This window comes from Halomonas campaniensis, assembly GCF_014193375.1.
Classification (GTDB): Bacteria; Pseudomonadota; Gammaproteobacteria; order Pseudomonadales; family Halomonadaceae; genus Halomonas; species Halomonas campaniensis.
Genome location: NZ_JACHZF010000006.1, coordinates 29,039 through 49,692 on the forward strand (window position 1 = coordinate 29,039; position 20,654 = coordinate 49,692).

21 protein-coding genes are annotated in these 20,654 nt (G+C 67.4%); 5 read left to right on the forward strand and 16 right to left on the reverse strand.

The window, feature by feature from the left end; all coding sequences use genetic code 11:
* Positions 1 to 13 precede the first annotated feature (13 nt).
* Genes BDK63_RS04830 through BDK63_RS04850 form a run of 5 tightly spaced genes read right to left on the reverse strand, consistent with a single transcriptional unit; the run spans position 14 to position 6,603 of the window.
* Positions 14 to 781 (reverse strand): Ldh family oxidoreductase, encoded by a 768-nt coding sequence (locus tag BDK63_RS04830; protein ID WP_183330242.1) that lies wholly within the window; start codon positions 779 to 781, stop codon positions 14 to 16.
* Positions 778 to 2,538, reverse strand: coding sequence for a hypothetical protein (locus tag BDK63_RS04835; RefSeq protein WP_183330243.1), 1,761 nt, complete (start codon positions 2,536 to 2,538; stop codon positions 778 to 780). The genes BDK63_RS04830 and BDK63_RS04835 overlap by 4 nt, the downstream gene beginning before the upstream one ends.
* A complete protein-coding gene (locus BDK63_RS04840) occupies positions 2,531 to 4,120 on the reverse strand; it encodes a BCCT family transporter (protein WP_183330244.1) in 1,590 nt (529 codons plus the stop codon). The genes BDK63_RS04835 and BDK63_RS04840 overlap by 8 nt, the downstream gene beginning before the upstream one ends.
* A gap of 40 nt (positions 4,121 to 4,160) precedes the next feature.
* Positions 4,161 to 5,153 carry a dipeptidase gene (locus tag BDK63_RS04845; RefSeq protein WP_183330245.1) on the reverse strand — a complete coding sequence of 331 codons (993 nt, stop codon included), beginning with the start codon at positions 5,151 to 5,153 and terminating at the stop codon, positions 4,161 to 4,163.
* A 10-nt stretch (positions 5,154 to 5,163) separates the two neighbouring features.
* Positions 5,164 to 6,603, reverse strand: a complete 1,440-nt coding sequence (locus BDK63_RS04850) for an aldehyde dehydrogenase family protein (RefSeq protein WP_183330246.1) — start codon at positions 6,601 to 6,603, stop codon at positions 5,164 to 5,166.
* 94 nt (positions 6,604 to 6,697) lie between these two features.
* Here BDK63_RS04850 and BDK63_RS04855 point away from each other — a divergent pair, with 94 nt between their 5' ends.
* On the forward strand, positions 6,698 to 7,603 hold the full coding sequence (locus BDK63_RS04855; protein ID WP_183330247.1) for a LysR family transcriptional regulator: 906 nt from the start codon (positions 6,698 to 6,700) through the stop codon (positions 7,601 to 7,603).
* Here BDK63_RS04855 and mtgA read toward each other — a convergent pair.
* From mtgA to BDK63_RS04870, 3 genes are all read right to left on the reverse strand, one after another.
* Positions 7,585 to 8,289: a monofunctional biosynthetic peptidoglycan transglycosylase gene (gene mtgA / locus BDK63_RS04860; RefSeq protein WP_183330248.1), complete on the reverse strand. Its 705-nt coding sequence runs from the start codon at positions 8,287 to 8,289 to the stop codon at positions 7,585 to 7,587. The genes BDK63_RS04855 and mtgA overlap by 19 nt on opposite strands.
* A 120-nt stretch (positions 8,290 to 8,409) precedes the next feature.
* The gene (gene fghA / locus BDK63_RS04865; RefSeq protein ID WP_183330249.1) at positions 8,410 to 9,267 is read right to left on the reverse strand and encodes an S-formylglutathione hydrolase; all 858 of its coding nucleotides are present in this window, start codon (positions 9,265 to 9,267) and stop codon (positions 8,410 to 8,412) included.
* A 75-nt stretch (positions 9,268 to 9,342) separates the two neighbouring features.
* The gene (locus BDK63_RS04870; RefSeq protein WP_183330250.1) at positions 9,343 to 10,452 is read right to left on the reverse strand and encodes an S-(hydroxymethyl)glutathione dehydrogenase/class III alcohol dehydrogenase; all 1,110 of its coding nucleotides are present in this window, start codon (positions 10,450 to 10,452) and stop codon (positions 9,343 to 9,345) included.
* A 127-nt stretch (positions 10,453 to 10,579) separates the two neighbouring features.
* Here BDK63_RS04870 and BDK63_RS04875 point away from each other — a divergent pair, with 127 nt between their 5' ends.
* The 3 genes from BDK63_RS04875 to BDK63_RS18525 are packed head-to-tail and all read left to right on the forward strand — an operon-like array spanning position 10,580 to position 12,355.
* Positions 10,580 to 11,527, forward strand: a complete 948-nt coding sequence (locus BDK63_RS04875; protein ID WP_183330251.1) for a LysR family transcriptional regulator — start codon at positions 10,580 to 10,582, stop codon at positions 11,525 to 11,527.
* A 45-nt stretch (positions 11,528 to 11,572) separates the two neighbouring features.
* Complete coding sequence (locus BDK63_RS04880; RefSeq protein WP_183330252.1) at positions 11,573 to 11,938, forward strand: hypothetical protein; 366 nt, start codon at positions 11,573 to 11,575, stop codon at positions 11,936 to 11,938.
* Between the two features lie 6 nt (positions 11,939 to 11,944).
* The gene (locus tag BDK63_RS18525; protein WP_183330253.1) at positions 11,945 to 12,355 is read left to right on the forward strand and encodes a c-type cytochrome; all 411 of its coding nucleotides are present in this window, start codon (positions 11,945 to 11,947) and stop codon (positions 12,353 to 12,355) included.
* Between the two features lie 15 nt (positions 12,356 to 12,370).
* Here the strand turns inward: BDK63_RS18525 and BDK63_RS04890 are convergent, their stop codons facing one another.
* The 8 genes from BDK63_RS04890 to BDK63_RS04925 form a co-directional block, all read right to left on the reverse strand.
* The gene (locus BDK63_RS04890; protein WP_183330254.1) at positions 12,371 to 13,177 is read right to left on the reverse strand and encodes an ABC transporter permease; all 807 of its coding nucleotides are present in this window, start codon (positions 13,175 to 13,177) and stop codon (positions 12,371 to 12,373) included.
* A complete protein-coding gene (gene ccmA / locus BDK63_RS04895; protein WP_183330255.1) occupies positions 13,168 to 13,935 on the reverse strand; it encodes a heme ABC exporter ATP-binding protein CcmA in 768 nt (255 codons plus the stop codon). Before ccmA ends, BDK63_RS04890 begins: the two co-directional genes overlap by 10 nt.
* Positions 13,932 to 14,939 (reverse strand): PQQ-dependent catabolism-associated beta-propeller protein, encoded by a 1,008-nt coding sequence (locus tag BDK63_RS04900; RefSeq protein ID WP_183330256.1) that lies wholly within the window; start codon positions 14,937 to 14,939, stop codon positions 13,932 to 13,934. Before BDK63_RS04900 ends, ccmA begins: the two co-directional genes overlap by 4 nt.
* The gene (locus tag BDK63_RS04905; protein WP_183330257.1) at positions 14,927 to 16,138 is read right to left on the reverse strand and encodes an ABC transporter substrate-binding protein; all 1,212 of its coding nucleotides are present in this window, start codon (positions 16,136 to 16,138) and stop codon (positions 14,927 to 14,929) included. Before BDK63_RS04905 ends, BDK63_RS04900 begins: the two co-directional genes overlap by 13 nt.
* Before the next feature lie 74 nt (positions 16,139 to 16,212).
* Positions 16,213 to 16,866 (reverse strand): hypothetical protein, encoded by a 654-nt coding sequence (locus tag BDK63_RS04910; RefSeq protein ID WP_183330258.1) that lies wholly within the window; start codon positions 16,864 to 16,866, stop codon positions 16,213 to 16,215.
* A complete protein-coding gene (locus tag BDK63_RS04915) occupies positions 16,863 to 17,705 on the reverse strand; it encodes a quinoprotein dehydrogenase-associated putative ABC transporter substrate-binding protein (RefSeq protein ID WP_183330259.1) in 843 nt (280 codons plus the stop codon). Before BDK63_RS04915 ends, BDK63_RS04910 begins: the two co-directional genes overlap by 4 nt.
* Positions 17,706 to 17,756: 51 nt before the next feature.
* Positions 17,757 to 18,236 (reverse strand): c-type cytochrome, encoded by a 480-nt coding sequence (locus BDK63_RS04920; protein WP_183330260.1) that lies wholly within the window; start codon positions 18,234 to 18,236, stop codon positions 17,757 to 17,759.
* Between the two features lie 103 nt (positions 18,237 to 18,339).
* Positions 18,340 to 20,163 carry a methanol/ethanol family PQQ-dependent dehydrogenase gene (locus BDK63_RS04925; RefSeq protein ID WP_183330261.1) on the reverse strand — a complete coding sequence of 608 codons (1,824 nt, stop codon included), beginning with the start codon at positions 20,161 to 20,163 and terminating at the stop codon, positions 18,340 to 18,342.
* Positions 20,164 to 20,515: 352 nt separating this feature from the next.
* Here BDK63_RS04925 and pqqA point away from each other — a divergent pair, with 352 nt between their 5' ends.
* Positions 20,516 to 20,587 carry a pyrroloquinoline quinone precursor peptide PqqA gene (gene pqqA, locus BDK63_RS04930; RefSeq protein WP_119023712.1) on the forward strand — a complete coding sequence of 24 codons (72 nt, stop codon included), beginning with the start codon at positions 20,516 to 20,518 and terminating at the stop codon, positions 20,585 to 20,587.
* The last annotated feature ends 67 nt before the right edge of the window (positions 20,588 to 20,654 follow it).

Here is a 20,654-nt window from a genome sequence, read left to right on the forward strand (position 1 = left end):
GAGGATGAAGGGATCAATCGTTGTCGTGGTCGCCGGCACCGGCACCGCCCCGGGAGGCGTCGCTGGACTCCACCAGGATGCGGTGCGCCAGAGTCTTGAGGCGCGCCCAGATGGCATCGTCCACCTCGATGCCTTCCTTGAGGGCCAGCTGTCGACAGGCCAGCAGCTCCGACTCGGGATGATGGGCCAGCAGGTCGAGGTCGTGGTCGGCGCCCAGGGAGGGCAGCAGCTCCACGTGGTTGGCCATCACCAGGGTGATGCCGTCGTTGGGCTCGTTCTCCTCGGGCACGTCGCGCACCGAGTAGACGCGCACCTCCGGCGTGGCATGGCCCGCGCGGAAGGCCACCACCTGCTCGGTGAGGGGCATCTGGGCATTGCGCCAGAAGGCGGTGATGTTCATGCCACGCCCGGCCAGCCGCGATAGGTAGCCCATGATCAGCTGGCGATTGTGACAACGGCGTATCTTGACCACCGAGAGACCACGGGCACGCGCCTTGGCAAAGCCGAGCTCGGTGGCCAGGCTGATGCTTCGCAGCACGCTGTGGCCCTGCCCGTCGAGCACCGCCAGGTCACCATCCTGGTAGATCAGCCGCGGCCGTGCCTCGGGATCCTCCTCGAGGAGGTAGTCCAGGCCCCGGTTGAGCTGCTCGACGCCGTGCAGGCCGTGACACTGCATCCAGGCGACCATGTCGGCGGCATCGGCGGCATCCCCGTCTTCGAAGCCGATCCCGCTGAAGGCCTTGCGGCACAGGCCCTGGAGTTCGTTGTAGGAGACGATCATTGTGCTGCCACTCCCGTACGCCCGTGGATGGAACCGGCTTCCCCCGCCCGTGCGGGCTCGAGGGGGAAGCTCCAGTCGTCAAAGTCGGCGAGGTCCTGCGGCTCGGCATTGAGCTCCTCGACCAGCGGCGCGCCCTGGAAGAGGGTGATCCGCACCCAACGGTCCGACTTGGGGTCGAAGCGACTGGCCCCGAAGAAGGAGAGCTTGGTGCGCAGCAGATGCATCGGCTTCATGTCGCGATGCCAGAGGTTGGCGTGGATATCGCCGTAGGGCTCCCTGACCAGGGTCTGGATGCGGCGCACCACCTCCTTGTGGCGGGGATGCTCGAGCAGGAAGTCGACCACCGTGGCCCGCGGATGACGCTCGAGGAAGTCACATAGTGCCTGGTGGGTACGCGCCACGCGCGGGCCGATGGCAATGGGCATCTCCTTCTCGGCGCCGGGCTCGGCATGGCGCACCCCCAGCCTCGGCTCCTCCTTCTCGGCGGAGCGATACCAGAACCAGTAGGCGCCCTCGCGGCTCGCGTAGTCATGGGCCAGCGCCCAGCCATAGTGGGTCTCGATCAGCTGACGCAGGCGCATCAGCGGCATGTCAGGCTCCAGGTCGAGGTTCTCCGCCACCCCCATCCGGTCCTCCAGGGCGTCGACCTGGTCCGGATAGAGCTCGATCAGCAGGGTGTTGATCAGCTCCTGGGCCTCCAGCGGCAGGGTGCGGGCGCTCCACTCCACCAGCTGCTGCCAGATATCGGCCTCCAGCGGCACGCTGGCAAGCCAGGTCAGCACGTCGGGCAGCGCGGCGACCGTGGCCGCATTGCGCTCGGCCTGTTCGGCGTCCTCGGTGACGGTCTCATCGAGATGCTGCATGGCACGGCGGGTCAGCGCGATCAGACGCTCGCGCTCGGCCTCCTCCGGTGCCTGACGCAGGGCCAGGGTCAGGGCCGTCTCGCGCTGGGTGACCCACTGGGCAATCAGCTGCGGATGGTTGATCAGGAAGGGCGCCATGCCGAGCCCGGTGGAGTTGCCGATCCCCAGGTAGCGCCGCAGTTCAGTGGCCAGGCGACAGGCGGTGTCCGGTGAACGACAGGCCGCGAGGTGCTCGACCTGCTCGATGGAGAAGTGCCGCAGCAGGTAGACGCCGGCCATCTGCGCCGAGAAGGGCCGCCGGAAGTCGGGGTTGTCCAGCAGGCGGGCGAAGTCGGCGATACCGAACTTGCCGTTGCCGTAGACCGCCGTGGTCCGGTAGAGGTAGCCGACCCGGGTCAGCCAGGCGGGATCGGGCTGCTCGCCGCGGGCCAGGGCCTCGGCGAAGTGGGCGAAGTTGCGCAGGCTCTTGTTGGCCCGCGACAGCACCAGCACCCTGGGATGCTGACGCCCCGCTTCCTGTAGCGGCACGTTGGCGGCCATCTGCGCCAGCAGGCTGTCATCGACGTCGCCCTCCACCAGGCCGAAGGTCACGTCCCAGGCCTCGGCGATGACCCGGTCGGAGCGGCGTGCGTCGTCCAGCGGCTGGGCGAACATCACGCCGTGGTAGCGGCCATGGGGCGTCTGCAGCCGGTAGATGGCCGTGCCATGGCCCTCGGCATCCAGGTCGAAGCGCACCCGGCTGACCTGCCAGCGCTGCCGGGCCATCTGACGCACCAGGCTACGCACGAAGCTCAGCCGGGTGGCATGCAGGCTGCCGAGCCGCTCGAGCCGCATCACCTCATCGGCGGAACGCAGGCCGAGCGGTGCCGCCGAGACGAGATCCGCACTAGTCATTGACGATCACCTTGGGCCGGGTGGTGAGGCCCTGCTGACGCGCCATGGCATAGGCGGCCTGGGGGCCAGCCCACAGCGACGGAAGCAGCACCAGCGAGACCGGAATCGCGGTGATCACGATGAACTGCTGCAGCACGCCGATCTGTCCCGAGCCCATGTAGAGCAGGATGGCCGCCATCAGCGACATGGCCACGCCCCAGAAGACACGCACCCCGACATGGGGACGGTCGTGACCGGTGCAGACCACGGCGATGGCATAGCTCATGGAGTCGCCGGTAGTGGCGACAAAGATCGTGGTCAGCAGCAGGATGGCCAGTGCCATGAGCATGCCACCCGGCAACGCCTGGGCCACGGTCAGGGTCGCCACGTCGAACTGGAAGTTGTTCAGGGCCTCGGTCAGTTCGATCGCGCCGGTCAGCTGGAAATGGATCCCCGAACCGCCGAGCAGGGTAAACCACACCGTCGTGGCAATGGGGGCCATGACCGCCACGGCGAGGATCATCTGGCGGATGGTGCGGCCTCGCGAGATGCGCGCCACGAAGATCGCCATCAGCGGGCCATAGCCGATGAACCAGGCGAAGAAGAATACCGTCCACCACTGCATCCACCAGGCCGGGGCGGTTTCCGAGGTCATGGTGGCCATGGCCAGGAAGGAGCTCACGTACTCGCCGAAGCCCTGGAGGTAGGCATTGGTCAGGAAGAGGGTGGGGCCGAAAATGAAAATGATGGCCGCAATGGCCAGCGCCAGGAAGACATTGAACCGGCTGAGCAGCTGGATGCCGCGGTGGATACCGGTCGCCGCGGAGGTGACATAGAGGGCACCCAGCACGATCAGGATCACCAGCTGGGTGCCATAGCCCTCGGCGACGCCGACCAGCTCATGCAGCCCGAAGCTGACCTGGGTCGCCAGGAAGCCGATCGGCCCCACGGTGCCCGCCACCACGGCGATCACGCAGCAGGCATCGACCACCCCACCGAGCCAGCCGCTCATCACGCGCTGCCCGAAGACCGGATAGAGCAGGGTCCGCGGCTGCAGCGGCAGGCCCTTGTCGTAGTGGGAGTGGGCAAGCACCACGGCGGTCAGCGAGCCCAGCACGGCCCAGGCCAGAAAGCCCCAGTGCATGAACGACTGCGCCAGCGCGCCGGCGACGGCCTGCACGGTTCCCGGCTCGCTGTCGAAGGCCGGCGGCGTGACCACGAAATGGTAGACCGGCTCACCGGCAGCGAAGAAGACGCCGCCCCCGGCCAGCAAGGTACACATGATGATCGACAGCCACTTGAAGGTACTCAGCTCCGGCGTGTCGAGACCGCCGACCTTGGCACTGGCCGCCGGCGACACGGCCAGGCCCATGGCAATGAAGAAGGTCAGCAGCAGCAGCAGCTGGAAGTAGGAGCCGAGGATGGCGGCGGTCCAGGCGAAGCCGTCACCGATGGCAGAGGCGACACCCTCCACGTCGATGATCGACAGCACGACGAACAGCACGACGAAACCGACACTGAGCCCCAGGACGACGGGGTCGCCGAAGCGGTTGATGAGGCCGGTACTCGGCCTTTCCGAGGTATGGTTGTCAGGCGTACTCATGATGTTTTCCTTGTTATTGGAGGAACCGTCAGGTGGAGTCTCAGCCGGCGACAGGCGACGCGGCACGTTCCAGCAGTGCCAGCCAGTTACGGCCCATGATGCGTTCGATCTCGGTGTCGTCGAAGCCGCGCTGACGCAGCCCGTCGATCAGGTTGGGGAAGTCCCGGCTGTCGCGCAGCCAGGGCAGCGGGCGCGGCCAGCCGGCGTTGCTGGCACTCCCCTCGCCGTAGTCCATCTCCTTGGACCAGCGTCCGTTGCGCATCCATTCCAGCACCGAGACGGGCTGCGCCTGGCAGAGGTCGGTGCCCAGGCCCACATGGTCGATGCCCATCAGGTCAACGGTCCGCGCGATCATCTCGCAGTAGGCCTCGAGGGTGCAGTCCGGGCCATCCTTGAGGTGGAAGGGGTAGGCCGAGAAGCCCAGCAGGCCATCGCACTCAGCGATCGCCGCAAGCACGCGGTTGGACTTGTTGCGCTTGGCCGGGTGGAAGAACTCGGGATTGGCGTGGGAGATGATCACCGGGCGTTCGGAGAGCTCGATGGCCTCCAGCGTGGAGCGCTCGGCACTGTGGGACATGTCGATGACCATGCCGACCCGGTTCATCTCGCGAATCACCTGCCGACCGAAGCGGGTGATGCCGCTGTCCTCGCTCTCGTAGCAGCCACAGGCCAGCAGGCTCTGGTTATTGTAGGTCAGCTGCATGATCAGCAGGCCCAGTCGACGCATCACCGCCACCATGTCGATGTCGTCCTCGATGGGCGAACAGTTCTGGGAACCGAGGAAGACACCCACCTTGCCGGCGGCGCGGGCACGCTCGATGTCACCCGGCTCCAGTACCGGCATGATCAGGTCGTGATGCTGCTCGAAGCGGCGGTTCCATTCGCCGAGCCGGGAGAGGGTCTCGCGGGTGTTCTCGTGATAGACCAGCGTCGCATGCACCGCATCGAGGCCGCCCTCGCGCATCTGCTGGAAGATCTCCCTGGACCAGTTCGAGTACTGCAGGCCGTCGACGGTCAGTATTTGCTTGGACATGGAGCGCTCCTCAAGCCTTGACGTAGCAGGTCTTGACCACGGTGTAGAACTCGCGGGCATAGCGACCCTGCTCGCGGGGACCGAAGCTCGAGTCCTTGCGCCCCCCGAACGGCACGTGGTAATCGGTGCCGGCGGTGGCCAGGTTGACCATCACGCAGCCGGTCTCGGCGCGGGCCTTGAAGGCGTTGGCCAGTTTCAGGGAGTCGGTGATGATGCCGGCGGTCAGCCCGAAATTGGTGTCGTTGAGGGTCTCGATGGCCTCCTCGGCATCCGCGACCCTGATCACGCAGGCGATGGGGCCGAAGACCTCCTCGCGGTTGATCGCCATATCGTTGGTGGTGTCGGTGAACAGGGTCGGCGCCATGTAGTAGCCCGGGGTCTCTCGCTCGAGACGCTCGCCCCCATAGGCCAGCATGGCGCCCTGCTCGCGGGCCCGCTCGATCCAGGCCAGGTTGGATTCGAGCTGGCGGGCATCCGCCACCGGGCCGATCTGCACGCCCTGTGCCAGGGCATGGCCCACCGTCGCCCGGTCCAGCCGGGCGATGAGCTTCTCGACGAAGGTGTCGTGGACCGCCTCGGTGACGATCAGCCGCGAGGAGGCCGTGCACTTCTGCCCGGTGCCGGAATAGGCGCCGGCGAAGGCTGCCTCCACGGCGAGGTCGAGGTCGGCATCGTCGGCCACGATCAGCGCGTTCTTGGAGCCCATCTCCAGCTGGCACTTCACCAGGTTGCCGGCGGTGGCGGCCGCCACGCGCCGTCCCACCTCCAGTGAGCCGGTGAAGCTCAGGGCATGGATGTCGGGGCTCGAGATCAGGGCATCGCCGACGCTGCCGCCGGGACCCATCAGCAGGTTGAAGGTGCCGGGGGGCAGCGCCTGGCGGCTGATGATCTCGGTCAGCGCCCAGGCACTGGCCGGCACCAGGTTGGCCGGCTTGAACACCACCGCATTGCCGAAGGCCAGCGCCGGGGCGATCTTCCATACCGCCGTGGCCATGGGGAAGTTCCAGGGGCTGATCACGCCCACCACCCCGACCGGCTCGCGGCGGGTCTCGATCTCGACGCCGGGGCGCACGGAGTCCACCCGCTCGTCGAGCTGGCGCAGCACCTCGGCGGCGTAGTAGTGAAAGAACTGTGCCGAGCGGTAGACCTCGCCCACCCCCTCGGCCAGCGGCTTGCCCTCCTCGCGGGAGAGCAGGTGGCCCAGCTCGTCCTTGCGGGCGACCAGCTCGTCGCCGATGGCCATCAGCAGGGCATAGCGCTGCTCCAGGCCGCTCCTGGCCCACTCGCGCTGCCCCTGCCGGGCCGCGACGACGGCCTCGCCGACCTGGGCGACGCTGGCCTGGGCGTAGTGGCCGATCAGGTCATTGGTGTCCGAGGGGTTGTGGTTGGCGATGGCGCTCTCGCCCTCGCGCCACTGGCCGGCAATGAAAAGCGGATGGGACTGGGACATGGGATACCTCCTGGATAGCGTTGACGCCATCCTAGGAGAGCCACCAAGATAAGGATAATCAATAAATTCGATGAAATAATCAGGATAACTTACCATGCTGCCCGAACTTAAGCTCCAGCCGCTGCGCTGCGTGCTGGCCATCGCCGACCAGGGCGGCTTCCACGCCGCGGCCAGGCACCTGCATCGCAGCCAGCCGGCGATCTCCATGGCGGTGCGCGACCTCGAGGAGCGCCTCGGACAGCCCATCTTCGAGAAGGGCAACGGCAAGGCCGCGCTGACGCCCTTCGGGCAGTGGTGCCTGCCGCGCTTTCGCGAACTGGTCGCCCACCACGACCGGGTCAGCCGCGACGCCCTGGCCATGGCCAGCCACCAGGCCGGGCGTGTCGACATCGCCACGGTGCCCTCGGTGGCCAGCCGCCTGATGCCCGGTATCCTGGCGAGCTTCGTGATCGACTACCCGGGCATCGAGATCAACCTGCAGGATGGCCACTCCGAGCTGGTGAGCCAGAGGGTGCTGAGCGGAGAAGTGGAGCTGGGCATCACCAGCCTCTGGCAGGCCGAGGAGGGGCTCGACTTCATCCCGCTGCTGCACGACGAGATCGGCGTGGTATGCCGGGACGACCATCCCCTGGCCGGGCGCGACCGCCTGCACTGGCGCGAGCTGGCCGGACACGCCCTGATCCGCAACGGTACCTCGCGGCTGCTCGAGGGCTCACCCGCCGCCGAACTCCTCGAGCACAGTGCCCTGTACATCTCCAACATGATTTCGCTGACCGCCATGCTCGAGGCGGGCATCGGCATCACGACCCTGCCGCGCCTGGCCTTCCAGGAGGAGCATGTTCGGCTGCGCTTCGTGCCGCTGGCGGAGCCCCGGCTGGAGCGCCGAATCGGGCTGATCTGCCGGGCCGGCGTCAGCCTGTCGCCGGCGGCAGCCGCAATGCGACACCATGTGATGGAGAATCTGGAGGAACAGGTGGGGCTTCAAAGCCGCTCGAGATAGGCCGGCCCACCGAGGTTGTTCATCTGCTGGCGGATCCAGGCGCTGCGCCGCTCCACGTGGGCGCTGGGCCGGGCCGCATCCCAGCCCCGCGGATTGGGCAGAATGGCCGCCAGGCGGCTGGCCTGGGCGGCGCTGAGCTGGCCCGCCGAGACGCCGAAGTAGTTCTGGGCCGCGGCTTCCAGGCCGAACACGCCGCTGTCCCACTCGGCGATGTTGAGGTAGACCTCGAGGATGCGCTGCTTGGGCCACAGGCTCTCGATCAGCAGGGTGAACCACGCCTCCAGTCCCTTGCGCAGCCAGCTGCGGCCGGTCCACAGGAAGAGGTTCTTGGCGGTCTGCTGGCTGAGGGTGCTGGCCCCGCGCAGTCTCCCCCCGGCCCGGTTGGACTCCCACGCGCGGCGCATCTCCACCAGGTCGAAGCCACGGTGCTCGGGGAAGCGCTGGTCCTCGGCGGCGATCACCGCCAGCTTGGCATGGTCGGACAGCGCCTCCCAGGGTTGCCAGCGGTGCCGGAGCTCGATGGGCTCCCGGGCGACCCAGGACTGCACCTTGCGCTCCACCATCACCATGGAGCCGAACACCGGCGCCTGGCGGAACAGCAGCACCAGCAGCACCGAGAGCACCACGAAGCCCAGCAGCGCCCGCCACGCCCAGCGCCACAGCCGGCGTCCCCAGGCCCTGATCATCCCGCGTCCCACTATCGCTCGACCCACTGTCACTCGCCCCCGCCAACCCGACGCCAGGCGGCCAGTATACGGGCTCGTTCGGCGGCAAGGGAGGCAAGCGAGCGGTGCATCCTCAACGCGCTAGCGTTGCCTGTGCAGCCGTTCGGCGTGATAGCGCAGGTGGTCCTCGATGAAGGTGGCGATGAAGAAGTAGCTGTGGTCATAGCCGGGCTGGCGACGCAGGGTCAGCGGATGGTCGTGCTCGGCACACACCGCCTCGAGCCGTTCGGGCCTGAGCTGCTCCTCGAGGAAGTCGTCGGCCTCGCCCTGGTCGATGAACAGCGGCTGGCTGGAGGCGCCGCGGGCCACCAGCTCGCAGGCGTCATACTGGGTCCACTTCCCCCGATCCTCGCCCAGGTAGCCGGTGAAGGCCTTCTGGCCCCAGGGGCACTCCGTGGGATTGACGATGGGCGCGAAGGCCGACACCGAGCGGTAGTGGCCGGGCCGGCGCAGGGCCATCACCAGGGCACCGTGGCCGCCCATGGAGTGACCGCTGATCGACTCGCGGCCGTTCACCGGGAAGTGCTGGCGTACCACCGAGGGCAGCTCCTCGGTGACGTAGTCGTACATGCGATAGTGCGTCTTCCAGGGCGCCTGGGTGGCGTTGACGTAGAAGCCGGCGCCGGAGCCGAAGTCATAGCTGTCATGCTCGCCGGGCAGGTCGGTGCCCCGCGGGCTGGTATCGGGGCAGACGATGGCGATCCCCAGCTCCGCGGCGATGCGGTGGGCACCGGCCTTCTGCATGAAGTTCTCGTCGGTGCAGGTCAGCCCGGAGAGCCACCAGAGCATCGGCACCCGCTCGGTCTCGGCCTGGGGCGGCAGGTAGATGGCGAAGACCATCTCGCAGTCCAGCGCCCGGGAACGGTGACGGTAGCGCTTGTGCCAGCCGCCGAAGCTCTTGTTGGCCGATACCAGCTCCAGGTTCTCGGTCATGGTCATGGATCATTCTCCTGGAGACCGGGGCGACCCGGCCTCCGTCTGACGGCGAAGGGAAAGGCGCGTGTCACTCGCGACTCAATAATGGAGTACGGTACGGATGCTCTTGCCGGCATGCAGCAGGTCGAAGGCCTCGTTGATCTTCTCGAACGGCATGTCGTGGGTGATGAAGTCATCGATGTTGAGCTCGCCGTTCATGTACTGCTCGACGTAGCCGGGCAGCTGGGAGCGCCCCTTGACGCCGCCGAAGGCGGAGCCCTTCCAGACCCGGCCGGTGACCAGCTGGAACGGACGAGTACAGATCTCCTCGCCGGCCCCGGCCACGCCGATGATGATCGACTCGCCCCAGCCCTTGTGGCAGCACTCCAGCGCCGAGCGCATCACGTTGACGTTGCCGATGCACTCGAAGGAGTAGTCGACCCCGCCGTCGGTCAGGTCGACGATGACCTGCTGGATCGGGTCGCTGTACTCCTTGGGATTGACGAAGTCGGTGGCACCGAACTGCTCGGCCAGGGCGAACTTGTCGGGGTTGACGTCGATGGCGATGATGCGGCCGGCCTTGGCCATCACCGCCCCCTGGATCACGGCCAGGCCGATGGCGCCCAGGCCGAACACCGCGACGGTGGAACCCGGCTCGACCTTGGCGGTGTTCATCACCGCACCGATGCCGGTGGTCACACCGCAGCCCAGCAGGCAGATCTTGTCCAGCGGCGCCTCCTTCGAGACCACCGCCAGGGAGACCTCGGGGAGCACGGTGTATTCGCTGAAGGTGGAGGTGCCCATGTAGTGGTGCAGCATCTTGCCGTCCAGCGAGAAGCGGCTGGTGCCGTCGGGCATCAGGCCCTTGCCCTGGGTGGCACGCACCGCACCGCACAGGTTGGTCTTGCCGGAGAGGCAGAACTTGCACTGGCCGCACTCGGCGGTATAGAGCGGGATGACATGGTCGCCGGGGCGCACGCTGGTCACCCCCTCGCCCACCTCCTGGACGATGCCGGCCCCCTCGTGGCCCAGTACCGCCGGGAAGTTGCCCTCCGGGTCGGCGCCGGAGAGGGTGTAGGCGTCGGTGTGACAGACGCTGGTGGCGGCGATCTGGACCAGCACCTCGCCGGCCTTGGGACCCTCGACGTCGATCTCGACGAGCTCCAGGGGCTTGCCCGGCTCCAGGGCGACGGCGGCACGTGATTTCATGGCGATATCCTCATTGACGATGGACAGAAGGTGGAACCAGTGTAGGCAATGCCCTGGCATGGGATAAACTGCATTAAAGACATGACATTATTGTCCATCAACAACAATCCTTCCTCACGAGGTGGCCATGCAACGCTGGGACAGGGTCGAGGCATTCGTCGAAGTGGTGCGCCTGGGTACCTTTGCCGCCGCCGCTCGGCAGCTGAAGGTATCCAACTCCCATGTCAGCCGCCTGGTCAGCCAGCTGGAGGCCCAGCTGGGGACCACCCTGCTCTATCGCACCACCCGCCAGATTCGGCTGACCGATGCCGGATCCCTCTACTACGAGCACTGCCACCACCTGTTCGACGGACTGCGAGATGCCGAGGCCGCCATCAACGACCTGCAGGCGCAGCCCCGCGGCGTCCTCAAGCTGACCTCGGCCACCACCTTCGGCGAGCGCTTCGTGGCCCCGCTGATCAATGACTTCATGAGGCTCAATCCGCAGCTCGAGGTGCGCTTCCATTTCACCAACCGCCAGGTGGATATCATCAACGAGGGCTACGACATTGCCATTCGCATGGGCACCCTGAAGGACTCGACGCTGATCGCTCGGCGGCTCTGCGAGCGCCACGAGTATGTCGTCGGCTCGCCGAACTACTTCGCCCGGGTGCCGGTGCCGCACACCCTCTCGGAGCTCTCCCGGCACCGCTGCCTGGTCGGCTCCCGGGACCACTGGCGCTTCGACATGCACGGCGTGCGGCGCGAGGTGCGCGTCGAGGGCCCCTGGGAGGGCAACTCCGGCCCCGCCCTGCTCGACGCCGCCCTCAAGGGGCTGGGGCTGGCCCAGCTCCCCGACTACTACGTGGACCCCTACCTCGCCAGCGGCGAGCTGATCTCGGTGCTCGACGCCTACCGCCATGACGACACCGCGGTATGGGCCGTCTATCCTCGCCATCGCCACCGCTCGCCCAAGGTCTACCAGTTCATCGACTACCTGGTCGAGCACATCGAGGAGCTGCTGCCGGTGCGCCGAAGCGCCAGGCTTGACTCCCCGACGACCAACACGGTGGAAAAATCCGGCAAGGTGCCATAGCTTGAAAGGGTAACGAAACTGGAGCTTTCACTCTCCGAGGTCCTGATGAAGCGCATCCTCTTCCCGTCGGGCGGTGCCCGCTCCGCCGCCCTTCCCCTGCTGGCCCTCTCGCTGCTCGTGAGCTCCCTGGCCGTGGCCAACGACTATCCGACGGAGAGCCGGGTCGACTACGTGCTGGGCTGCATGGCCGCCAACGGCAACACCTACCTGACCATGCAGAAGTGCTCATGCAGCATCGACGTCATTGCCGAGCACCTCAGCCACGAAGCGTATGAACAGGTCGCCACGGTGATGAGCATGCAGGACCAACGAGGCGAGCTGGGCGTGCTGTTCCGTACCGAGCGCGGCATGCAGGACCAGGTACAGGCCCTGCATCAGGCCCAGGCCGATGCCAACCTGCGCTGTTTCTGACGCCCCGTGGCACGCCTCCTGCCCCCATCCCAGCGTCGACTCCTGACGGGCATCGCCCTCTCGGCGGCCCTGGTCGCGCCCCCTGCGGCGGCCGATGACGCCGACCGCATCCAGGGGGAGCGGCTGTTTCGCAGCCAGTGCGTGGGCTGCCACAGCCTGGCCCCCGGCGTGCATATTGCCGGCCCCAGCCTGAACGGCCTGATCGGTCGTCCGGCCGGGAGCCTTCCGGGCTTCGGCTACTCGGCTACCCTGGAGGCCGCCGACTTCGACTGGAACGCCGAGACCCTGGATGCCTTCCTCGCCGCCCCGGCGGAGTTCCTGCCTGGCAACCGCATGGTGCTGTGGGGGCTCGCCGAGCGGCCCCGCCGGCAGATCATCCGCTACCTCGAGGCCCTTGCGGCCGACGCCGAGCCCTGAGCCCCCGTCTCGCGTTCAGTCCCCGCCGCCCTTGCGCGCCATCAGCCCGCGGGAGGGGTTGTAGCCGAGGATCGCCAGCGCCAGCAGCACCAGGGTCACCGCCACGCTGATCAGGATCGCCTCCGGATTGACGCGCTCGTAAAGGGCGAAGCGGATCATCTCCACGGCATGGGTGAAGGGATTGAAGGCGGCGATCTGGTAGACCAGGTGGCTGCCTTCGCGAAGTCGCCACAGCGGGTAGAGGGCCGACGAGAGGAAGAACATCGGGAAGATCACGAAGTTCATGACCCCCGCAAAGTTCTCCAGCTGGCGCACGAAGGTGGAGAGCAGCAGCCCCAGGGCCCCGACCATGAAGCCGGTGACCAGCAGCGCCGGCAGGACCCACAGGTAACCCATCGGCGGCGCCTGGATGCCGTACCACCAGGCGATGGCCAGGAAGACGTAGACCTGCACTGCCGAGACCAGGGTGCTGGCCAGCAGCTTGCAGACCAGCAGGTACCAGCGCGGGAAGGGGCTGACCAGCAGCACCCGCATGCTGCCCATCTCCCGGTCGTAGACCATGGAGAGCGAGCTCTGCATGCCGTTGAACAGCTGGATCATGCCTACCAGCCCCGGCACGATGTAGACCTCGTAGAGGATGTAGGTCTGGTAGGGCTCGGTCATGGCCACGCCCAGCGCCATGCGGAAGCCGGCGGCGAACACGAACAGCCAGACCAGCGGCCGAACCAGGGCGGCCAGGAAGCGGCTGCGCTGGTGCAGGAAGCGCAGTAGCTCGCGCCCCACCACGCCGCGCAGGCAGTGCAGCCATGGCATCAGTCGCATGGCGCCTCCTCGCCGACCAGGCGGTCGAAGGCCTCGCCCAGGGTGGCGACGCCGAGCCGTGCGGTGAGCGTGGCGGATGTGCCGTCGGCCAGCAGTCGCCCGCGGTGCAGCACCAGCACCCGATCCCCCGGGCGCACCTCGTCGATCAGGTGGGTGGCCCAGAGCACCGCCACGCCCTCCTCGGCGCAGAGCCGATGGGCGTGCTCGACCAGGTCGCGCCGCGAGGCCACGTCGAGCCCCACGGTGGGCTCGTCGAGCAGCAGCAGCCGCGGCTCGTGGAGCAGCCCCCGGGCAATCTCCACCCGGCGGCGCTGGCCGCCGGAGAGCCGGCGCACCCGGGTTCGCCGGCGATCGGCGAGGCCCACCCGGGCCAGCTGGGCCTCGGCCCGGCGGCGCGCCTCGCCGGGGCCCATGCCGTGCAGGGCGGCATGGTAGGCGAGGTTCTGGGCCACGCTGAGATCCAGATCCAGGGTCGGCTGCTGGAAGACCACGCCGATGCGCGCGTGGGCCTTGACCGCCTGGCGTCTCACGTCGAAGCCGCCGATGCGGATCTCGCCCTGGCGCCGATCATGCAGCCGGGTGATCAGCGAGAAGAGCGTGGTCTTGCCGGCCCCGTTGGGGCCCAGCAGCACGACGAACTCCCCGGCCGCGATGGCCAGGGAGATCGCCTCCAGCACCGGCCGGCCGCCATAGGCGAAGCTCAGGTCCTGGACCTCGAGGGCAGGTGCATCCCCATCCCTGGTGGGCGAATCCTTCACGGTTCGACGATCACCCCCCAGGGGAAGCGCCCCACCGGGATCGAGCGGGTCGCCCGCAGGCCATCGACCTCGATCACGGTGACGTCGCCGCTCACCCCGTTGGTGGTATAGAGGCGGCTCTCGTCACCGTTGAGGGCCAGGTGCCAGACCCGCTGCCCGACCAGGATGGTATCGAGCACCTCGTAGGTCTGCTGGTCCACCACCGCCACCCGGTTGGAGGGCCCCAGGGCCACGAAGGCGTAGCGCCCGTCGGAGGTCAGGGCAACCCCCACCGCCTGGACCGTCTCCCGGGGTACCCCCGGCACGTCGAAGCGGATGGTGTGCTTGACGTCGAAGGTCTCCTGCATGTCGAGGATCGACACCGTGCCGGCGATCTCCGCCGAGACCCAGGCCTCTCGACCGTCGTGGGTGAACTCGACGTGGCGCGGCCGCGCCCCCACCAGGCGATGGTGGACCGCCTCCATGCGCTCGGCATCGATGATATGCGCCATGTTGGAGGTCTCGGTGGTGGAGACCAGCCAGCGACCGTCGGGGCTGATGCCGAGCCCCTCGGGCTCGACCCCCACGGGGATCTCGGTGACCAGGGTCCGGGACTCGTAGTCGAGCACCGAGACGATGTTGTCATCCTCGTTCGAGACATAGATGTAGGGGCGGTTGGGATCCACCCGAATCACCTCGGGATCGTCGCCGGAGGCCTGGCTGCGCACCACCCGGAGGCTCTCCAGGTCGATCATGTCGATGGACTCGTCGTCACCCACCGCGACGAACAGTTCGCTGCCGTCGCTGGAGAAGGCCATGGAGCGCGGCCGGCGGCCGACAGGGATGGTCTCCACCACCTCGAGGCTCTCGCCGTCGATGACCGAAATGGTGTTGTCCTTCTCATTGGAGACAAAGATGCGTTCCGCCTGGGCCGCCAGCGGCAGTGCCAGCAAGCCGCCCAGGGTCAGCCCGAGCAGGCCATGTCGGGAAGCGGAGAACCAGCCCCGCGGAGTCAGAAGCGACATTGTGATTCCCCCTCATCGGCGCCGAGTGCATCGAGTGGTGTACGAGGATGCAGGTAGCCCTCCTGGGGCGAGACCGACGCCACCATGCGCGGGCCGGTGATCAGGATCGGCTGGCGAAGCTGGTGGTTCCAGGTGCGGTAGCTGACCGGGAGCCCGAGGTAGCCGGCAAGCTCGAACTCCTCGCCGAGCATGTACTCGAGCACGACCTCCCGCTCGGCGGAGCCGGTGCGCGCCGCCGCCTCCCCCAGCGACCGCACGGCGAGCCAGGCGCCGAAGTCGCGCGGCGTCATCCAGCGGTCGGCCAGCTTCTCGAAGCGCCGCTGCAGCTGTACCGCGCCCCAGGACTCGTGGGCGCGGTACCAGGCGGTGGCGATCAGTCCCTGGGTCCCCACCACCGGGCGTGGCTCCCAGGTCTGGTAGGGAAAGTACTCGCCGAAGTAGTCGGTCTCGTCGGCGACCACCAGGACGTCGTGGTCCGGGAAGTCCTGCACGAACACCGGGATCTCCCGCTGGATGGCATGGAAGCCCCCCTCGGCGCGACGCGCCATGGGGTCGTGGGGCCACATCCTGTCGCCGACGATGCGATGACCGTAGCGCTCGGCCGCGGCGCGCAGCGTCTCGGCGAGCCGGCGATCCTCGTCGGTGTTGCCGTAGACCAGCGCCCAGCGCTCCCACTGCTTGTAGCCGAGGAACTGGGCCAGCGCATCGGCCAGCATCCGCCGGCTCGGCGTGGTGTGATAGAGGTTGGGGTGGCAGGCCTCCCCGCGCAGGGCGTCATCCGGCGCCCAGGCGTTGAACACCACCCGGTCGCCCAGGGCCGGATGCCCCATCACTGCCTGCAGCGCATCAAAGGGCAGCCCGCTGATGATCCAGTCGACTCCCTCGTCGATGAGCTGCTCCAGCGCCTCACCGACGTCGTCTCCCAGCGCCACCTCGGCCTCGTGCAGCACGAACTCCTGACCGAGAAACTGTGCCGTGGCGTTGTTGTCGTTGATGCCGAGCCGGGCCCCCTGGCGGCCCTCGTCGTCGAGAACCGGGTCGAGCACCGAGAGCGGCTCCCGGTCGTCCGGCCGTTCCATGCCCAGGTAGCCCAGGGTCAGGGTGTCGGGGGTGTCGGCAGGCAGCGCCACCGACCAGCCCAGGCCGATGACGATCCCTCCCACCGCCAGCCAGCGGGGGGGGAGTGGCAAGGTTGTCATGCAGGCTCCTCAGGCAGCTCGATGCCGCCGCTGTCGTGGTCTTGTCGTTGTTATCACGTGCCCGCGCACCGCTGCTAGGGCATCCGCTCCATGATCACTCGCACCATCCGGCCGAGTCGTTCCTCCAGCAGGTAGGGCTGCTCGCACATGGCCGGCAGCGCCTGCTGGCGCTTCTGGAAGGTGCGCTGCTCCCAGAACAGCCCTTCCGAGAGTCGCTCGATGTCCGCCGGATCCGCCGCGTCGTCGGCGCGCAGCGCCTCCAGGTCATCGACCATGCCAGAGATGGTGTCGAGCCTCGCCATCTGGGCCCGGGCCGCCTGGCGGGTAGCCGCGATGGCCCGGCCGCGCTGGCGGTCGGTGAGCTCGAACAGCCCGGCGAACAGCAGCGTCAGCCGCGCTTCTGCCTCGTCATCATCCACCGAGGCAACGAAGTCGCGCACCCGCGTCAGCGCCTGCTCCTCGGGGGTGTCGCGAGCCGTGGCAAAGCGCGCCACGCGACCGACCTCCTCGTCCTCCCACCAGCGCTGCTCCAGCTCGTCCAGCGAGGGGCCAGTCCAGATGGTGCCCCAGGCAAGCTCCGGAATCAGGCGCTGGACGCACGGCCAGTCGGGAGGACCGGCCGCCGCACGCTGTGCCTCGACTGGCGTTCCGGAGAGCAGCAGTCCGGTGGCGAGCGCCAGGGCCAGCAGCGAGGACATGGCACCCGCCGGAAACCGCGCGGGGCTCATGACTCATCTCCCGCGCCGGGCGACAGCAGTCGACCGCGGCGGTCGAGCAGGGGCACTCCATACTCCGCGAGGATGGCGTGGATCTCGTCCTGGCGGCGGTCGATGAAGTCGTTGATCCAGTCCTTCCAGTGGGGCTCGCCGCGGCGGATCCCCATGGTGATGCGGTAGTCCAGATGCGCACCCGAGTCGTCATCGACCAGGGGAATGACCCGGAGCGGTGGTTCCTGACGGGCAGCGTAGTACCCCGCCAGCGGCCCCCACAGCACGGCTCCCTCGGTGCGGCCGGACATGACATCCTCGATGGCGTCGCGCACCGGGGCACGGACCCGGGTATCGACCATCAGGGGATAGCCCTGGAGGGTGGCGCCGGTACGGCGCAGGGGCACCAGGGGGGGCGTCTCGGTCACCACGCCGATACGTCGCCCCTGCAGCAACGGGTCCGTCAGGCTTTCGACCCGGAGGTCGGAATCCTCGGGCACCACCAGGGAGTAGACGGAGCGATAGACCTCGTTGGAGTTCTGCACGAACTCATAGCCGGCCACGGCACCGATCATGACGTCGCAGACCCTCAGCTCCAGGGTGTTGCGCACGAATCCCATCACCTGAGGGGACCAGACATAGGCCAGGGGTACGCCCAGGTCCTCGGCCATCAGCTCGGCGATACGGTTCTCGAAGCCCTCGCCCGCCTCGTTGCTGAAGGGCAGGTTGTTGCCATCGGCACAGACTCGCAGCGCCTCGCGCGCCTGGCGCTCCGGCAGGTCGGCCACCGCCGGCACAGAGGCACCGCCGAGAAGCAGCGCGACCAGCAGCGGCCAGCGTCGCAGAAATGTTCCACCCATGCGTCCTCCGGGTCCGGATAGGAAAACCAGGCCAGGCGCTAGCCCTCGTCCCTAGTCATCTTGGTTGCCATCACCGCTTTCCGCCTCATCCTGCATCGACTCGATGATCTGGGGACGGCCTCGACCCAGCCCCCCCTCGCCGCGAGCCAGCATGTAACTGAAGATGTAGGGGATATTGCGCATCACGTAGGGGTCGTCAGCGAAGGAGGGCATCACCTGGCCCGGCTGCACCTCACGCCCCGCCGCCACGGTGCCGGCAAAATCGGCCCAGCCGCGGCGCTCTGCGGCGCGGATCAGGCTGGGCGCGAAGGATGAGCCGAGCCCATCCGGACCATGACAGGCCATGCAGGCCCGGGTGTAGACGATGTAGCCTTCATAGGTGTTGGGGTCGACCTTGCCGTCCTCGACCACGTAGTCGCCTGGTCGATAGGGCGCTTCCCCCAGTTCCTGCGCCGCCGTGGCGGGGACAAGCAGCAGGCCCAGCAGGGCGACAGCCAGGGCAGGCCAGTAAGTGCGCTGGAATACCATCATGCAATCGGTCCTTATCGGGGCACCGGGGCGGTGCCCCGGAGTCGGATAGGTCGACGGGGCATGGCACTTCGTCCATGCCCCGCCGGGGAGCATCAAGCCGGTCTCAATCTGGCAGGGCGAAGACCGTCAGCACCCCGCCCAGCTTGGTGTAGTCACCCAGGGTCGCGAAGGCGCTAACTGCCCCCAGGCCCTCCTCGGGATCCTCGAGCCCCGCCGCCAGGCCGATCCCGGCCCAGCCGCCGACCCCGGAGAGCACTCCGACGTACTGCTTGCCCTCGTGCATGAAGGTGTTGATGTTGCCGATGATGCCGGAGGGGGTCTTGAAGCGCCACAGCTCCTCGCCGGTCTCGATATCCACCGCCTTCACGTGCCCCTCGAGGGTGCCGTAGAAGGCCAGGTCGCCGGCCGTGGCCAGGGCACCGCTCCACACCGCAAAGCGCTCGTCGACCTCCCAGACCACCTCACCGGCCACCGGATCCCAGGCGATGAAGCTGCCCAGTCGGCCTTCCATCTCGCCGTTCTGCGTCGGCGCCGGCATCATGGTGAGCGTCGCCCCCACATAGGGCTGGCCCGCCACGTAGTCGGTCTCGTAGGGCTCGTAGTTCATGCAGATCCGGTTGATCCCGGCGTAGAGGAGCCCGGTCTTCGGCGAATAGGCGCTGGGCTGCATGTTCTTGGCGCCCATGGCGGTAGGACAGATGTCGGTGGTGTTGACGTTCACCCCCTGGCGGTAGGTGCTGTAGGCCTCGTTGACGTTGGGACGGCCGGTCTCCAGGTCGTAGCTGTCGGCCCAGTTGGTCTCGGGGGCAAACTTCTCGGCCACCAGCAGCTCACCGGTCTCGCGGTCCAGCAGGAAGCCGAAGCCGGTGCGATCGATGATCGCCAGCCCCTTGCGCTGCTCGCCGTTGAATTCGACGTCGATCAACTGGTTCTCGTTGACCCCGTCATAGTCCCATTCGTCGAAGGGCACCTTCTGGTAGACCCACTTGGTCGAGCCGTCGTTGGGATCACGGGCGAACACGGTGATCGCCCACTTGTTGTCTGCCGGCTCGCCATCCTTGGTGCGCTGGTCCGGGTTCCAGGTGCCCGGGTTGCCGGTGCCGTAGTAGATCAGGTCGAGGTCGGGGTCATAGGTAACCCAGCCCCAGGGGGCACCGCCGCCGCGCTCCCACTCGCCCTCGGGCCAGGTGCTCACCCCGAGATCGGCCTCGCCGATGGGCTCGCCCAGCATCAGGGTGGTGTCGGGATCGATCAGCACCTCGTCATCCGGGCCGGTGGAGTAGCCGCGCCAGGCCATCTCCCCGGTCTCGACATCATAGGCCGTGAGGTGGCCACGGATGCCGAACTCGCCGCCACTGATGCCGACGATGACCTTGTCATGGACCACCAGGGGCGACATGGTATTGGTCTCGCCGACGGTATGATCGCCATTGCTGACATCCCAGAGCAGCTCACCGGTCTCGGCATCCAGCGCGATCAGGGTGTTGTCGGACTGGCCGAGGAACAGCCGCCCGTCGGCATAGGCCAGGCCACGGTTGACGGTATCGCAACACATCACCGGGATGACCCGGGAGTCCTGGTCGGGTTCGTAGCTCCAGATGACTCGCCCCTCGTCCTCCAGGTCCAGGGCGAACACCTTGTTGGGGAACGGCGTATGGATATAGAGGCGTCCGTCGCCGACATAGAGGGGCCCGCCCTCGTGGCCGCGCAGGACGCCGGTGGAGAACTGCCAGACCGAGCGCAGCTCATTCACGTTGTCGCGGTTGATCTGGTCGAGCTGGCTGTAGCGATTGCCCTGGTAGTTGCCTAGCTGGGTGGGCCAGTATTCGGGGTTGTCCTGCAGTTCAAGCAGGTTCTGGTTGGCATGGGCAGCGGCTGCCGAGAGCATTCCCGCGGCCACTGCCGTGCTGAGGACTTTACGAAGCATGGCGTGTCTCCGAAATCGCGCTGAAAGGTGGCCAAGGTTGGGCACACCCGTTGTTTTGGTTGTCCTGATTCAGGCGTTGACAAGAGAAGGTCTAGCACATCTTTCGTCGCCGCCTGCCCTGCCCGGAGGAATTACGCCCCCATTCGGTGCAAAAGACTTTTGCCTCTCAGCAATAAAGCCACCTCATCCCTGCTGGGGCGCCTGGTGACGGAGCATCGACGGCTCGGGGACGCGGTGTCAGCTCTCCTCCCGGCAGTCTTCGACCTTGGTCGCAAGGCAGATCTCGCCGGGCATGCTTCAATGAGGGGTGGAGGACAACAAGACCCCATCTGCCACGCGAGGAGGACCCCCCATGTGGACCAAGCCTGCCTATCAGGATCTACGCCTCGGCTTCGAGGTGACGCTGTACATTTCCAATCGCTGACCTTCATCGGAAGGTGCTACCGACACGGCTGACGTCGCCCCAGGGTGCGTCGGCCTTTTCTTTGCGC

What these genes read in the sequence shown, in the direction of transcription:
- BDK63_RS04830 (WP_183330242.1), bottom strand. Translation starts at nt 781, where the DNA reads ATGATCGTCTCCTACAACGAACTCCAGGGCCTGTGCCGCAAGGCCTTC.
- BDK63_RS04835 (WP_183330243.1), bottom strand. Translation starts at nt 2,538, where the DNA reads ATGACTAGTGCGGATCTCGTCTCGGCGGCACCGCTCGGCCTGCGTTCC.
- BDK63_RS04840 (WP_183330244.1), bottom strand. Translation starts at nt 4,120, where the DNA reads ATGAGTACGCCTGACAACCATACCTCGGAAAGGCCGAGTACCGGCCTC.
- BDK63_RS04845 (WP_183330245.1), bottom strand. Translation starts at nt 5,153, where the DNA reads ATGTCCAAGCAAATACTGACCGTCGACGGCCTGCAGTACTCGAACTGG.
- BDK63_RS04850 (WP_183330246.1), bottom strand. Translation starts at nt 6,603, where the DNA reads ATGTCCCAGTCCCATCCGCTTTTCATTGCCGGCCAGTGGCGCGAGGGC.
- BDK63_RS04855 (WP_183330247.1), top strand. Translation starts at nt 6,698, where the DNA reads ATGCTGCCCGAACTTAAGCTCCAGCCGCTGCGCTGCGTGCTGGCCATC.
- mtgA (WP_183330248.1), bottom strand. Translation starts at nt 8,289, where the DNA reads ATGATCAGGGCCTGGGGACGCCGGCTGTGGCGCTGGGCGTGGCGGGCG.
- fghA (WP_183330249.1), bottom strand. Translation starts at nt 9,267, where the DNA reads ATGACCATGACCGAGAACCTGGAGCTGGTATCGGCCAACAAGAGCTTC.
- BDK63_RS04870 (WP_183330250.1), bottom strand. Translation starts at nt 10,452, where the DNA reads ATGAAATCACGTGCCGCCGTCGCCCTGGAGCCGGGCAAGCCCCTGGAG.
- BDK63_RS04875 (WP_183330251.1), top strand. Translation starts at nt 10,580, where the DNA reads ATGCAACGCTGGGACAGGGTCGAGGCATTCGTCGAAGTGGTGCGCCTG.
- BDK63_RS04880 (WP_183330252.1), top strand. Translation starts at nt 11,573, where the DNA reads ATGAAGCGCATCCTCTTCCCGTCGGGCGGTGCCCGCTCCGCCGCCCTT.
- BDK63_RS04890 (WP_183330254.1), bottom strand. Translation starts at nt 13,177, where the DNA reads ATGCGACTGATGCCATGGCTGCACTGCCTGCGCGGCGTGGTGGGGCGC.
- BDK63_RS04900 (WP_183330256.1), bottom strand. Translation starts at nt 14,939, where the DNA reads ATGTCGCTTCTGACTCCGCGGGGCTGGTTCTCCGCTTCCCGACATGGC.
- BDK63_RS04905 (WP_183330257.1), bottom strand. Translation starts at nt 16,138, where the DNA reads ATGACAACCTTGCCACTCCCCCCCCGCTGGCTGGCGGTGGGAGGGATC.
- BDK63_RS04910 (WP_183330258.1), bottom strand. Translation starts at nt 16,866, where the DNA reads ATGAGCCCCGCGCGGTTTCCGGCGGGTGCCATGTCCTCGCTGCTGGCC.
- BDK63_RS04915 (WP_183330259.1), bottom strand. Translation starts at nt 17,705, where the DNA reads ATGGGTGGAACATTTCTGCGACGCTGGCCGCTGCTGGTCGCGCTGCTT.
- BDK63_RS04920 (WP_183330260.1), bottom strand. Translation starts at nt 18,236, where the DNA reads ATGATGGTATTCCAGCGCACTTACTGGCCTGCCCTGGCTGTCGCCCTG.
- BDK63_RS04925 (WP_183330261.1), bottom strand. Translation starts at nt 20,163, where the DNA reads ATGCTTCGTAAAGTCCTCAGCACGGCAGTGGCCGCGGGAATGCTCTCG.